The following is a 15172-nucleotide window of genomic DNA, read 5'->3' on the forward strand; positions in this document are numbered from 1 at the left end:
GTACTGAATATTTATGGGAAATTAGCGATCAGCACAAATGATTGTCGTCATTCAGCATGAACAGTAATGGTGGGGGGATCTCGGAGATGAACAACAATTGGTTTAGACGTTTGCTGTTATCGTATCTGCCAGTTTTCTTTATTGTGACGACCATTCTATTCTTTATTTTTTTCCAGGTCTTCAATGAACAGAACCGTAGAGAAGCGCTTAAGGCCAATGAATTCCTGGCCTCACAGGTCACACAATATCTGGACAACTCTCTGCGCTCCATTGATTTTAAGGTACTACGTGAGATTTTGACCAACCCTAACTTGAAGAATTATTTCTCGGTATCTGGCAGCGATGATGTGTATGCCGGCATTCAGGCGGTCCAGGTGGTTGATGAATTGAAAATAGAGTATCCGCTGATTGATTCGATATATCTCGTTCGATATGGAGATGGCACGGTCTTCAGTAACGGGAAGGCTGTTCCGATTGAAGAATTCCCGGATGCAGACTTTATTGCAGATAGCCGGACGAGGGATGAACAAAAGTGGGCAGGGGCACGAGCATTCCGGGCTTTCCCTTCACAAGCAACGGAGCAGGTAATTACGATTGTGCGAAGTGTAGGGAATGGCAAAGGACTTGTAGTCACCAACGTAGATCTGAGTACCCTGAGGAAGTCCATCATGCAGATGTATGATCCGGAATTTACGTTTGTGAACATCTTCAACCGTTCGGGCGGCAATCTTTGGGATAGCAGCAGACCAGAAGGGATTACAGCTTCCACTAAAACCACGTCGGGAGAAGTCTTCTCTGAATTTACGTCGAGTTATAGCGGCTGGAAGGTGCAGACGGGACTTAATAACGGCAAAATCGTCAAATGGGCTCTGCAATTTTATAATATCTGGTTTGCCTTTGCTGTAGTGGTTGTGTTGATTGGCGTGGTGTGGGTGATCTATGTGACCCGCAGAAACTACAAGCCGATTCAGCAGATTGTCACGTTAATTCAGACCGTCTCTTCGCAGAAGCAATCCGGACTGAACTATGGCAAAGAGAATGAGTTCCGCTTCATCCATGCCACGCTGGAACGCATGATTGATCAGACGAGACAATATCAGGAGGAGCATGAAGAGAATCTGATTTTGCAGAAAAGGATGTTCTTTCAGGAGTTGCTGGAAGGTACACGAGACTTTACGAGCACGGAGCTGACAGCAGAGATGAAGAAGTTCAAACTGCCTGAGCTGGAGCATCGTTGGGCCGTCATGGTAATTGAAATGGATCGGTATGATGCATTTGCGACGGAGTATCATCATCAGGACCAATCCCTCCTGAAATTTGTGTTGTCCAGTATTCTGCAAGAGAGTGCACGCCATGAAGGAACGGAAGTATGGGCTGAATGGATCTCCGATCAGCGTCTGTACGCCATCCTCTGGATGCCGGATATGGAACAGGCCGAGGAGATGGAGCATCGATTGCTGGCTGGTTATCTGGATAGAATCGATCAGTATCTCAACTTCACCGTAACCATTGGTGTGGGTCGAGTTGCTGTCGATATTCGGGGATTGAGAGCTTCATTGAAAGAAGCGGTGCACGCGCTGGAGTACAAGGCTGTACTGGGAATAAATCGCATCATTCCGTGTAGCGATGTGCCGAATTCGACCAATGATGTGTATGAGTTCCTGAAAACCATCTCACTGCTGGTACAGGCAATGCGTTTATCGGACGATGTCTGGGAAAAGCATTTTGAAAGACTGTTTGAACAAATCAGTGAGTCCGTCTTGTCCCGCCAGGAGATTATGAATACGATCCAATTGTTATTTCAACATTACAATCGGGAGTTCGCCGAACTTCCACGGGAGTACCAGGATTCGTGGGCCGCTATATTCACCCCGCTTCTCCCAAGGCTTGAGGGCTGGGAGACGTTAGACGATTTGCGTGAGCTGTGCTGGGAAGGGTTCCGGGAACTGGCCCTACAGATGAAGACGCTGCAATGTTCGCGTAAACACAGATCTCATATTCTAGAGATTCGCAAATACATCGAAGAGCATTACAATAATCCCGATCTGTCGCTGAACTACCTTAGTGATCGATTCGATATTAATCCGAAGTATCTGAGCAAGCTTTTCAAGGATGAGATTGGGGAGAAGTTCGTGGATCTGCTCATTAGTCATCGCATCGAAAAAGCCAAATTGCTCATGCAGGAGACCGATAAGGCTATTCAGGAAATCAGTGAAGAAGTGGGATATACCAACTATAATTCCTTCAATCGGGCTTTCAAAAACGTGGTGGGTGTAGCGCCAAGTGACTACCGTAAGGCCATGTGATGTAAGTGCACGAGCCTAACTAATTCCGAACGCATAAGGAGAATGTGCATATGGACTACAAAGATGCTTCGCTTCCCATTCAGGAGCGGGTTCAGGATCTGATCGGACGGATGACAACGGCAGAGAAGATTGGACAACTCATACAGCCGATGGGCTGGAAGACGTATGTGAAGGCAGCAGAGGGCACAGTACAGGTCACGGAAGAGTTCGAAGCGGACATGGAACAGGGCGGAGTCGGTTCTCTGTATGGTGTGCTTCGGGCCGATCCATGGACTGAAGTAACGCTGGAGACAGGTCTGACACCACGACAAGGAGCCGTTGCCACGAATGTCATCCAGCAGTATGCCTTGGAGCATTCCCGACTGGGCATTCCCATTCTGTTCGGGGAAGAGTGCTCCCACGGTCATATGGCGATTGGGGCGACTGTATTTCCGGTACCTTTAACCGTGGGCAGCACGTGGAATATGGAATTATACCGCAAGATGTGTGAAGCCATCGCTGTGGAGACCCGGAGCCAGGGGGGAGCGGCAACGTATTCCCCGGTGCTTGATGTCGTGCGTGACCCGAGATGGGGGCGGACGGAGGAATGTTTTGCCGAAGATCCATACCTGATTGGTGAATTCGCAGTAGAAGCCATGAAGGGACTACAGGGTGACCGCCTCGATTCCAACCAGACGATTGTAGCTACACTCAAGCATTTTGCGGCTTATGGCAGTTCAGAGGGTGGGCGCAATGCCGCACCAGTGCATATGGGATTACGTGAATTGCATGAAATAGATCTATTGCCGTTCAAAAAGGCAGTGGAAGCCGGGGCTTGCTCCGTGATGACCGCTTATAACGAGATTGATGGCGTACCGTGTACGTCCAGTACGTATCTGCTGAATGACCTGCTGCGCGAGGAGTGGGGTTTTGATGGATTCGTCATTACTGATTTTGGCGCCATTCAGATGCTGGTCCATGGACATAACACAGCCGAGAACGGGGAGCAGGCCGTAGCGCAGTCCCTTCAGGCAGGTGTGGACATGGAGATGTCCGGTTACATGTACCGCAAACATCTCGGTCAGGCGCTGGAGCAGGGACTGATCGAAGAGAAAGATCTGGACTTGGCTGTGTGGCGGGTGCTGGAGATGAAATTCAGACTCGGGTTATTCGAACAGCCTTTTGTAGATCCTGACTTTGCAGAACGGGTCATCGGATGTGAAGATCATGTGCGGCTGGCGAGGGAAGTTGCGCAAGAGGGGATTATTTTACTGAAAAATGAAGGGGCGACATTGCCACTCTCCAAAACTGGCACGAAGCTGGCTGTCATTGGTCCGAATGCGAACCATATCTATAACCAGCTTGGGGACTACACCTCGCCACAGCCGAGAGAACAGATCGTCACCGTACTGGATGGCATTACGCGCAAGCTTGGCGCGGAATCGGGTCAGGTGCTGTACGCACCGGGTTGCCGGATTAAAGGCGATTCCAGAGAGGGCTTTGCACAAGCGCTCGCCTGTGCGGAACAGGCCGATGTCATCGTGATGGTGATGGGTGGTTCCAGCGCCCGCGATTTTGGTGAAGGCACGATCGACTTGCGGACAGGAGCGTCTGTGGTAACGGATGACCCATGGAATGATATGGAGTGCGGCGAGGGCATTGACCGGGCTTCCCTGAATCTCATGGGTGTTCAATTGGAGCTGGTGCAGGAGGTACATAAGCTGGGTAAACCGGTTATCGTAGTGTATATCAACGGTCGTCCCATTGCTGAACCTTGGATTGATGAGCATGTTCATGCCATTGTGGAGGCTTGGTACCCAGGACAGGAAGGTGGTAACGCGATCGCAGATATTCTGTTTGGCGATGTGAATCCATCTGGCCGTCTTACGGTTTCCATTCCCAAGCATGTTGGGCAACTTCCGGTCTATTATCATGCCAAACGCACGCGTGGCAAGCGGTATCTGGAGATGGATCTTGCGCCACAGTATCCGTTCGGATATGGACTGAGCTACACCGAATTCACATATGAGCATGTACGGGTAGTGCCGGAAGTGATTGGTCCGGAAGATGAAGCACAAGTGATGGTTGAAGTCACAAATACCGGAGCGGCTGCGGGAAGTGAGGTTGTACAGTTGTATATCACGGATGTGTCGGCTTCAGTCACTCGGGCTGAAATGTCGTTGAAGGGTTTTCGTAAAATCCATCTGGAGCCAGGACAGACCCAGACCGTGACATTCCCTGTGCAAAAAGAACACCTCGCACTGATCGACTCCCGTCTCCAGTCTGTTGTGGAACCAGGTGAATTCAGACTCATGGTTGGCCGCAATTCTGCTGACTGGACCGCTTGCAGTCTGCACATTCAGAAGGTGGGGGTGGAGGTATGATTCGAATTCAACGATTCATTGAGGATATGAACCGGTCGCAGTGGCTGGATACGATTGAGCTTCCAACGTGGGAGATGCAGAAGGCCAGATACATTCGGCCAGGGGAATACGAGTATGAGCAGGCGGACAAGGCAATGCAGAGCTTGAATCCGCTGAACAGCGTACACGGAACGACGTATTTTCTGAGTAAATGTATGGAGATTCCAGACAGTTGGCAGGATCAAGCCATTGGGTTGATTTTTGAGACTGGAGGAGAAGGGTTACTGAAGGTGAATGGCTTGCCTTATCACGGACTGGATCGGAATCACGGATTCGTACCTCTTCCGAGAAGTCGAGTAGGCAATGCGCCGCAGTTGGAGATTGAACTCTACGACCCGATCCCGGAGCCACATGATCCACTCAATCGACAAGCTGTGATTCAGCCGCCTATTCAGGGCATTCGCACAGCCCTGGTTCATATCAATCAGCCCTTGCAGAGCCTGATGTACAGCGTGACGGTACTCGCCGAGTCACTCCGGGCATATAACGAGAAGGAGCCCAAGCGGATGGCACTTGTTCAGGCCATTCACCAGGTGATGGATGAGATGTACAATAATCCGGACCGCTGGACGGATGCGGCATGGATACAGAATTTTGAACATGGACTGGTACAGTCAGTGCAGCAGGAAGACCCGGAGGAGTATCGAAGTGGCTTCATGCATCTGGTTGGACAATCCCACATTGATATTGCTTGGCTGTGGCCTGTGCGAGAGACGGTTCGCAAGTCCAGTCGCACGTTCTCGACCATGTGTACCTTGATGGACACGTATCCGGATTTTGTGTATTCCCAGAGCCAGCCGCAGCTGTATGCCTTCGTCAAGGAGCATTACCCGGAGCTGTACGAGCGAGTTAAAGCACGCATTGCTGAAGGTCGCTGGGAGTTGGTTGGAGGCATGTGGGTGGAGCCGGATCTGAACATTCCGAGTGGCGAGTCGCTCGTCCGGCAGATTCTGTATGGACAGAACTTCTACCAGGCGGAGTTTGGCAAACGCTCCAACATCGAGTGGCTGCCCGATACCTTTGGCTACTGTGCTTCCTTGCCGCAGATGTTAAAGCTTGCGAATATTCCTTATTTTATGACGACCAAGCTGAATTGGAATGACACCAACGCGTTTCCTTATGACCTCTTCGACTGGGTAGGCATTGATGGAACTTCAGTGCTGGCCTATCTGAATCATGGTGTGAATGAGCATACGCGGCCCAAAGATGTGGATGAACATTGGCAATCGTACAAGCAGAAGGATGTGCATCCTGAGCAGATGTTGCTCTACGGACATGGCGATGGTGGCGGCGGTGTGACGAATGAGATGGTGGAGTTTGCGGAGCGATCCCATTTGATGGTCGGGCAGCCAATCAGCAAATTCAGCACGGCAGGTGCTTTTTTTGAAGACATATCGTCCAATAATCCAACGTTGCCGAAGTGGCACGGGGACTTGTACCTGGAGTTACACCGGGGAACCTATACGACCCATGCGAGGAACAAACGTAGCAATCGAAAGGCAGAGGTATTGTACCGGGAAGCGGAGATCTGGGGGCAATTTGCCGGAGCTTGCGCTGCACACACGAAGAATGATCTGGATGAAGGCTGGAAGCTGATCATGCTCAACCAATTCCATGACATTATTCCGGGAACATCGATTCCTGAAGTATATGTAACGTCTACCGAGGAGTACACGAAAGTATTTACATTAGGTACATCCGCCTTGCGGGAAACGCTGGATATCCTTGCGGAGAACATTGCAACCGATGAAGTTGAGGGTCTTCCCTACATTATATTCAACAGCCTCGGTTGGGAACGTGGAGAAAATATCACCATTACAGGCGATGAACACCTCGCCGGGATGGCCGCATTCGATCGTCAAGGAAACCGTCTGGCCAGTGATCTGGAGCAAAAAGAAGACAAGTATACGCTGCTTGTGCATGTTCCATCGATTCCTGCTTTTGGATATACAACCATATGGCTGCGCGAGGCACCGGATGTTATCCTTCCAGGAATGGAAGAAGAACCCTTCCCTTCAACATGGGAAACTGAATTTTACACACTTGAGTTCAATGACTTGGGAGAGATCACCAAGTGGTATGACAAAACGGTAGGACGCGACTGGCTGAAGCCCGGTGATCGGGCGAATGAGTGGCAGTTTTTCCACGATAAGCCGACGTACTGGGATGCCTGGGATATCGATCCACGGTTTGAATCCCAGCGGGCAGGTGCGGTGCAGTTGGTCTCCAGAGAGGTTGTACAGCGCGGAGCTACGCGAGATGTGCTGCGTTATGTGTGGAAGCTGAATCAATCGGAGATCAGCCAGGATATTATTTTGCATCACCACCAGCGGCGTGTTGATTTCCATACGAAAGTGAACTGGAATGAGAGTCATAAGCTGCTCAAGGTGGCATTTCCGGTGGATCTGGTGGCAGCCAAAGCAGCCTATGAGATTCCGTTTGGAGCATTGGAGCGTCCAACCCATAACAACACCAGTTGGGAGCAGGCGCAGTTCGAGGTCTGCGGGCATCGCTGGGCGGATATCTCAGAAGGCAATAGTGGTGTCAGTTTGCTGAATGATTGCAAGTATGGATACGACATCAAGGATCGGACGATTCGCCTGTCCCTGCTTCGTGCACCCAAATGGCCGGATGAACATGCTGATCAGGGCAACCATGAATTCACATATTCGTTCCTGCCACATCAGGGGGATTGGCGACAAGCTGCTGTCGTTCGCCGCGCGATGGAGCTTAATCATCCGGTGGAAGTTGTTGCAGTGAGTCCGTCTTCGGGTCACTTGCCGTCTGAACACGCTTGGGTTCAGTTCCATAGTGAGCATGTCATTCTGGATGCAATCAAGCCCGCTGAAGATGGCTCGGGAACGGTGCTGCGTTTCTACGAATCTTCAGGAGGTCGGGAAACGGTACATGTCGAATGGGTTAAAAGGGAAATTAAGGCGTCTGTCATTAATCTGCTGGAGGATGAGATCCATCCGTTGGCTTGTCCGAACGGTACATTCGAACTGACATTTAAACCGTATGAAATTAAGTCAGTGAAACTTGTTCCAGTGAATCCAAATACGTAATCTTCAGGAGGTATGACATGAAATTAACGAATAAGATCGGTGTCATCGTGGATAGCTTTGGCGTAGGTGTACGGGAAGGGTTGAACAAGGCGAAGGATGTAGGTGCAGAAGGTGTGCAGATATACGCCGTCAAGGGAGAGATGGATCCTGAAAATTTGTCACCTGCGGCGCGCAAGGAGCTGAAGAGTTACATCGATTCGTTGGGCCTCGAAATTTCAGCACTGGTTGGTGACCTAGGCGGACATGGTTTTCAGGTCAAGGAAGATAATCCGTGGAAAGTGGAGAAATCGAAGCGGATCGTGGATCTGGCCCTCGATCTGGGTACCAACATCGTCACGACACATATCGGCATTGTTCCACATGACCCTTCATCGGAAGTCTACGCTACGCTGCATGCTTCTTGTGAGGAACTGGGCCAGTACGCCAAAAGTGTTGGCGCATATTTTGCCATTGAGACAGGTCCGGAAACGGCAGCTGACTTGAAAGGATTCCTGGATACACTGTCGACCAACGGGGTATCGGTGAATTTTGACCCGGCAAATATGGTGATGGTGACTGGAGATGATCCGGCGCAGGGCGTTCGTCTGCTTAAGGATTACATCGTACATACCCATGTGAAGGATGGTGTGCGGTTGAAGGAAGTCGACCCACGAGACGTATACGGAGCGGTCGGTTATGCGCCTATGGATCACGAAAAAATTGCCGAGATGGTCTCATCCGGGACGTTCTTCCGTGAAGTGCCACTGGGCGAAGGTGGTGTTGATTTTGACGGATACTTTGCAGCGCTTCAGGAGATTGGTTACACCGGTTATCTGACGATTGAGCGCGAGGTAGGCAATCAGCCGGAGGAGGATATTCGCAAGGCGGTTCGATTCATTCAACAATATCGATAGGGAGCTGAGCAGATGAAAGTGGGCCTGAGCACGTACAGTTTGTTGAACGATTTGAATTCCGGTGAGATGACGGTGCTGGATGTGATTGACTGGATTGCGGCAAACGGCGGAGAGCATATGGAGATGGTACCTTACGGTTACACCGTGGAGGACAATCACGATCTGGCGGATGCGATTCGGGAACGGGCAGCGTCTGCAGGTATTGAACTGTCCAACTATTCGATGCCAGCCAATTTCGTGCAGGAGACGGAAAAGGCGTTTGAAGAAGAGATGGCTCGGGTCAAAAGGCATGTGGATGTCGTACACCGGATGGGTGTACAACATATGCGTCATGACGTCACGGCGTTTACTCTGCCAAAGGAGAAAATGACCATCGCCTGGTTCGAGGAGCATCTGCCTCTGATGGTACGGGGAAGCCAGATCATTGCGGACTATGCAGCGCAGTTTGGTATCACCACAACCATTGAGAACCATGGCTTCAGTGTGCAGGCGAGTGACCGGGTGCAGCGTGTACTGCATGCGGTGGATCGTCCCAACTTCAAGACAACACTCGATATTGGTAACTTCATGTGTGTGGATGAGAACCCGATCATTGGTGTCATGAAAAATCTGCCGTACGCTTCTCTGGTTCATTTCAAAGATTTCTACTTCCGTCCTTATGATGAGCATCCGGGTGAGGGGGAATGGTTCACGACAGCTTACGGCAACTTCCTGCGTGGGGCCATCGTTGGGCAAGGGGATATTCCGATCCGCAAAATTGTAAAGCTGATCAAAGACTCCGGTTATGATGGCCACATTACAGTGGAATTCGAGGGCATGGAGGAATGCAAATCTGCATCCAAAATTGCCATGGACAACCTGCGTCGCTTCTGGGAAGAGGCGTAACGAACATCATGGAGAGCAATCAAGGGCCGCGTCCAGACGTGGCTCTTTTTCTCATACTACAGCAAGTGAAAAAGCCTATCAGAATATGGTTCTGCGCAAGGATTAAGTTACGAGCATCCCAAGTGTGGTATACTGGATATATTCAGCCTGATAATAACTGGCTATGGATAGGAGAGGTCACTGATCTATGCAGGTATTCGAGGACTGGAATCAGAAGGTAAAGAAGACGTTTAATGCTACGAACCCAGAGGTAGTATTGACGGTATCGGAAGCTGGAAGTTTGCTTGGATTGACCAAAGACCAGATGAAACTGTACGTGGACAAGAACAAACTTACGAAGGTCCCGATCATGAGAAGTGTTCACCGATACCTCTTATTGAAAAGTGAAATAGATAACATCGTTCAAGCACGATAACTTCATAGGATTGAACACAACCATTTGACCGACAGGCTTCGGGAGAGTGGTCCTTTTTTTATCGGAAAGGGGACAGAACGTGCTCAAGAAAGTGTCAGACTGGTTCTATCAAAGGGTAAACTGGTTTTGGGTTGTAGCTGCGGTTGTTGTATTTGCCTGCTTTATTGCATTTATACTGCCTTGGCAGGCGGCAAAGTCGGAGGAAGCCACAGGTGGCGGGCAGTCCCCGGATTCCTCTTTTTTGTACACTGCGGATGATCTATATCAGATGGCTGAGCAGTATGGTGAAGCAGGGCGGAGCGCCTATATCCATGCACGGTTCACATTTGACCTCATATGGCCGTTGGCCTATCTGTTGTTATTGGTTGTTCTCTTATCCGTACTCTATCGGGTGCTTCCGGTAAAGAGTCGCTGGCGCTGGGTGAATCTCATTCCAGTCTTGGGTTGGGCTATGGACATGTTTGAAAATGTAGGTGCATCCCTGATCATGTATCGTTATCCTGAACGTACGCCTGTGCTTGCTGAACTCACTCCGATATTTACCTTGTTGAAATGGTGTCTGATCTATGCCAGTTTTGCAGCACTGGTTCCGGGTGTTCTGATCCGTGTTCTCTACTATATACGCAAGCGAAAGAACTAGTGGAGAGAGGGATGGATTAAGAATATGTTGGTAACCCTAATCGTGTAAAAGTCGCCAGAGATGAGTGCAGAAATATACGCTTGTCAAAGGACAACCTGTTCATATATACTCATGTCGCAAGTGGCGTGAATTGTATAATTACATGAGCCCAAGGAGATGAAGAACGCATGTCGATCAGCTTGAATGTGTATGTGATAACAGACGGTAATGGACGTGAAGCGGTAGATTTTTATCAAAAGGCATTTGGAGCGGAAGTGCTCGCACTTCAAACATTTGGTGACGGTCCATCTGACCCGAATCATCCCATCCCGCCAGAAGCGAAAGACCGTATTATGCATGCTTCTTTGCAGATTGGCAGCTCGGTATTAATGTTGTCCGATACATTTCCAGGCATGCCGTACACTATAGGCAATCATGTTAGTATTACTGTGAACACGGATACCGTGGATGAAGCCAAAGCTATTTTCAGCCAACTGGAAGATGGCGGCGTAGTGGAAATGGCGATACAAGAGACGTTCTGGAGTCCAGCCTACGGCACGGTTGTCGACAAATTCGGCGTACATTTTCAAGTCAGTGCTAAACCGGGACAAGCTTAAGGGCGTACTCTTCGCTAATATAGCCAACAAACGGCAAAACCTCCGCGATCTGCTTTGAGCAGTTCTGGAGGTTTTTTGTTTTTCCCTATACGGCGTGGGATCAGCCTTCCTTCTGGATCTTGGAAGGGTTGTTGATTTTATAAGGAACCGGGTTACGAGTCAGCTTTTTCTTGATAATTTTGGCTTCAAACGTGATAACGTCTCCCACTTCGAGTTCTTGTTTCTTAACGGTGGCACTGTGGCTCGACCAGGCTTCCCCAACGTCAATGACGTCTGGCTCCGTGATGGTAACTGCTTCATAGATGATGACTTCATCGTCATTGTCAGAGAAGTGATTCGGCACAGTGGTGAATTCTTTGACAACGGCGCTCATCTTCACTTTGCCTTCTGGCAGATCAATCTTAACGGTCTTGGCCTTGCTCGCTGTTTTGGCTTTGGGTTTGGCTTCACCGGATGCCCCGGACTGAGGTCCAACATACGCTTCTACTAATCCATCCGGATCACCCTTCATCCCCGAGGAGAAATCATCGGTGTCCGTGTCGTCCGAATCATCCAGATTAGCCGGAATTTCATCCGGGTTAACCAGCGTATCTTCTGGAGTTGGCGTAACATCAGCAGAGACTGGTGCGATTGTATCCGAAGTTGACGATTCTGTGCTGCGATCTGACCCCGCATTACTTACGCTTCTGGCGCTGTAACTGGACGCTTGCATTTCCTTTAGATACGACGGGTGAATGCAATGTTTTTGTCCATTATCCAGTTGAATGACGGCTGCCATGTGATCGACATATCCAATGATGGTGCACGGCATATTTAATCCGTTTCCTTTATAATAGAACGTTTTGAGTTTGGTTGCTTTACCGGAAAGCAGGCCCCACTCCTGACATTTCTCAATCAGTTCATCTTCATTATCCAGCGTGATAAAATCCTGTGGTTCAATCATAAACGCGTATGTCATATGGAATTTCCGCCCTTCCAATCCATTCTTCATGTTCATCGTTTCCAAATTACAACCAGTGTATCACAAATGAGCATTTTGCTTAAATCCAATCACTGAAATCTGTACCTCGGAGACGAAGATTATCTACGCCTGCTCACAGAGGCCTATGCTATAATTTGATCAGAATGTAAGGTGGGAAGGTATAGCCTTGATATACATATTTCGTGAAGGGAAGATCTGTATGGATAAAAAGGTAAATCATCAAGCCGTATGGCTTGCTATAGGTGTTGCCCTGGGAGTCAGCATTGGTACGGCTACACAGCAACTTGGACTTGGGATTGCTTTTGGCTTGGCGCTTGGCATTGTCATTGGTTCGGTGGTTAGCAAACGTGCGGGTTCGGACCAGGAAGATATGCTCAGCGAACATGTTCGAGAATTGCACAAACCGGGTGATTGGCAAGAGGCCCTTCAACGCTCGCAGGATCATCCGGTGCTTATCCTGAAGCACAGCACAACGTGTCCAATAAGTGCGAGAGCGTACAGAGAATTTATCGCGTTTGTAGGCACCAATGCGTCAGATCCCAAACATCCCATGGATTACCGCATCGTCAAAGTGATTGAAAATCGCTCTTTGTCCCGCCATATTGCGGAAGAGACAGAGATTCACCATGAGTCACCACAGGTACTTCTGCTCGATCAGGGGCAAGTTGTTAAACATACCTCCCATGGCAAAATCACGAAAAAGAGATTATTGCAGTGGGCACAGCATCCGTTTGGATAAATAGATACCCTTCAAAGACCCGTTCTTTTCAGCCCATAGCTGAGAAGTGCGGGTCTTTTTTACGCTTTTTTTACACCTGTGGAGGTATTTCTTTACCCCTTTTTTACAGCGATTCATATTACGATTTTACATGTAGCAGGTGCAGAGAACGGTAGAGAGAGGGAGGAAGGGCGCATGGTGAATGATGCCACGATGATTGGATTGGTTGTGCTGCTGTTTGTGGTGTTCTGGGGATTTGTGAAATTCTGCGAAAAGGCTTGAGGGTAGAGAGGGGGAGCAGAATGATTGCCATCGGCATGATTGTACTCGCACTGGTGATTTATCTCGGTTACGTGCTGTTGAAGCCAGAGAAATTCTGATGCTGACACTGTACGTAATGCGGAACAAGGGAACGTCGAATAGGGAGGAAATGCGGATATGGGTATCGGTGTAGTGCAAGTAGCGGTAACGCTGCTGATCATCCTGCTACTGGTGAAGCCGGTGGGAAAATATGTAGTGAATGTGTTCGATGGACAGCGAACGGGACTGGATCGGTTTTTTGGCCGGCCGGAGCGACTGCTCTATCGCGTGATGGGGGTACGGGAGAATGAGTCCATGGGGTGGAAAAAGTACCTCACGGCCGTTCTCCTCTCCAACTTCGTAATGTTGGTGTTGATGTTTCTAGTACTGCGACTGCAAAAATATTTACCGCTCAATCCGGATGGGATTGACAATATGCCAGCGGCGCAGGCATTTAATACAGCCGTTTCGTTCATGACCAATACGAACTGGCAGTCTTATACGGGCGAGAACGCCCTGTCGTACCTGTCACAGATGCTGGCCGTGACATTCCCGATGTTTACGTCGGCAGCGACGGGATTCGCGGTAGCCATTGCGTTCATTCGCGGGCTGGTAGGCCGCCGGGATGAACTGGGGAACTTTTACGTCGACCTTGTACGGTCGATTACACGTATTTTTTTACCGCTGAGCTTCATCGTGGCCCTGTTCCTCGTGTTCCAGGGTGTGCCTCAGACGCTTGCGGGAGCGGTGAACGCCACCACGCTGGAAGGCGCCCAGCAGACGATTACACGTGGACTGGTCGCCTCACTGGAGTCGATCAAACACATTGGCACCAACGGTGGTGGCTGGTTTGGAACCAATGCTTCGCATCCCTTCGAGAATCCAACGGCCCTGAGCAATTTGGTGCATATCGTCTGCATGATGCTGTTGCCAACTGCGTTAGTCTACGCCTTCGGCTTGATGGTCAATAACCGGAAGCAGGGTTGGGCCTTGTTCGCAGCAATGAGTTTTCTTTTCCTTGTGATGTTGACCACGGTATTTGTCTCGGAATATCGCGGTGTACCTGCGCTGGATGCAGCGGGTCTGCAGGGCAATATGGAAGGCAAAGAGGTCAGGTTCGGCATACCCGAGTCTGCTTTATTTACGGCAGTAACGACAGCGGCTACTACAGGTTCAGTCAACAATATGCACGAATCGCTCACTCCACTTGGAGGCATGGTATCGCTGGCCCAGATGATGCTCAATAACGTGTTTGGCGGTAAAGGGGTAGGGCTAATCAACGGACTGTTGTATGTGATTCTGGCTGTGTTTATCTGTGGATTGATGGTGGGGCGTACACCGGAGTTCCTGGGCAAAAAAATCGAGGGCAAAGAAGTGAAGCTCGCATCCATCGCCTTGCTCATTCATCCTTTGATTATTCTTGCGCCAACGGCAATCGCGCTTATGCGGCCTGAAGCCATTGTGTCCATCTCGAACGGGGGCATGCATGGCCTGACCGAAGTTCTCTATGCTTTTGCCTCGGGTGCAGCCAATAATGGATCGGCCTTTGCCGGACTGAATGCCAATACAGACTTTTACAACATCGCGATTGGTATCGTTATGCTGCTGGGAAGGTACGTTTCCATGCTCGCCATGCTCGCTATTGCCGGTTCGCTTGCCACCAAACGAGTTGTACCGGTAACCACAGGTACATTGCGGACACACACACCTCTCTTTGCGGGCATTCTGGTCATGATGATTGTTGTTGTCGGCGCACTCACGTTCTTTCCGTCGCTTGCCCTTGGACCGATTGCAGAGCATCTGGCGATGATTCAATGAGGGATATGACAGAGGGATTACAGCGGAATTGGTGTAAGGACGTAACGTATGGAGGTGGCAATGCACGATGAATGCAGTCGAACGAAAGAAGGAGCAGAAGATGCAACACATGGATACAGAAATGCTTAGATCGAAGGGCAATGAGCCGGATA

General features: G+C 49.8%; 11 protein-coding genes. 10 read left to right on the top strand and 1 reads right to left on the bottom strand.

All coding sequences use genetic code 11. The features are described 5' to 3' along the window. Window positions 1–86: 86 nt before the first annotated feature. The 8 genes from MKY85_RS01210 (at window position 87) to MKY85_RS01245 (ending at window position 11202) form a co-directional block, all read left to right on the top strand. Window positions 87–2306 carry a helix-turn-helix domain-containing protein gene (locus MKY85_RS01210; protein WP_342571593.1) on the top strand — a complete coding sequence of 740 codons (2220 nt, stop codon included), beginning with the start codon at window positions 87–89 and terminating at the stop codon, window positions 2304–2306. Between the two features lie 50 nt (window positions 2307–2356). Further along, window positions 2357–4669 (top strand): glycoside hydrolase family 3 N-terminal domain-containing protein, encoded by a 2313-nt coding sequence (locus MKY85_RS01215; RefSeq protein ID WP_342571594.1) that lies wholly within the window; start codon window positions 2357–2359, stop codon window positions 4667–4669. Next, window positions 4666–7773 (top strand): alpha-mannosidase, encoded by a 3108-nt coding sequence (locus MKY85_RS01220; RefSeq protein WP_342571595.1) that lies wholly within the window; start codon window positions 4666–4668, stop codon window positions 7771–7773. The genes MKY85_RS01215 and MKY85_RS01220 overlap by 4 nt, the downstream gene beginning before the upstream one ends. A 17-nt stretch (window positions 7774–7790) precedes the next feature. After that, entirely contained in the window at window positions 7791–8666 is an 876-nt protein-coding gene (locus MKY85_RS01225) for a sugar phosphate isomerase/epimerase family protein (protein WP_342571596.1), read from the top strand. Window positions 8667–8678: 12 nt separating this feature from the next. Then, the gene (locus MKY85_RS01230) at window positions 8679–9551 is read left to right on the top strand and encodes a sugar phosphate isomerase/epimerase (RefSeq protein WP_339239081.1); all 873 of its coding nucleotides are present in this window, start codon (window positions 8679–8681) and stop codon (window positions 9549–9551) included. 187 nt (window positions 9552–9738) lie between these two features. Further along, window positions 9739–9966 (top strand): hypothetical protein, encoded by a 228-nt coding sequence (locus tag MKY85_RS01235; protein ID WP_062837704.1) that lies wholly within the window; start codon window positions 9739–9741, stop codon window positions 9964–9966. Between the two features lie 79 nt (window positions 9967–10045). Further along, a complete protein-coding gene (locus tag MKY85_RS01240; protein WP_339239083.1) occupies window positions 10046–10606 on the top strand; it encodes a hypothetical protein in 561 nt (186 codons plus the stop codon). Between the two features lie 167 nt (window positions 10607–10773). Beyond that, a complete protein-coding gene (locus MKY85_RS01245) occupies window positions 10774–11202 on the top strand; it encodes a VOC family protein (RefSeq protein WP_339258317.1) in 429 nt (142 codons plus the stop codon). 100 nt (window positions 11203–11302) lie between these two features. Here the strand turns inward: MKY85_RS01245 and MKY85_RS01250 are convergent, their stop codons facing one another. Then, window positions 11303–12160 (bottom strand): hypothetical protein, encoded by an 858-nt coding sequence (locus MKY85_RS01250; RefSeq protein ID WP_342571597.1) that lies wholly within the window; start codon window positions 12158–12160, stop codon window positions 11303–11305. A gap of 223 nt (window positions 12161–12383) precedes the next feature. Here MKY85_RS01250 and ytxJ point away from each other — a divergent pair, with 223 nt between their 5' ends. Next, a complete protein-coding gene (ytxJ, locus tag MKY85_RS01255) occupies window positions 12384–12923 on the top strand; it encodes a bacillithiol system redox-active protein YtxJ (protein WP_339239087.1) in 540 nt (179 codons plus the stop codon). 417 nt (window positions 12924–13340) lie between these two features. After that, window positions 13341–15020 carry a potassium-transporting ATPase subunit KdpA gene (gene kdpA, locus MKY85_RS01260; RefSeq protein WP_342571598.1) on the top strand — a complete coding sequence of 560 codons (1680 nt, stop codon included), beginning with the start codon at window positions 13341–13343 and terminating at the stop codon, window positions 15018–15020. Window positions 15021–15172 lie beyond the last annotated feature (152 nt).

The organism is Paenibacillus sp. FSL R5-0749 (assembly GCF_038595085.1).
Lineage (GTDB): Bacteria > Bacillota > Bacilli > Paenibacillales > Paenibacillaceae > Paenibacillus.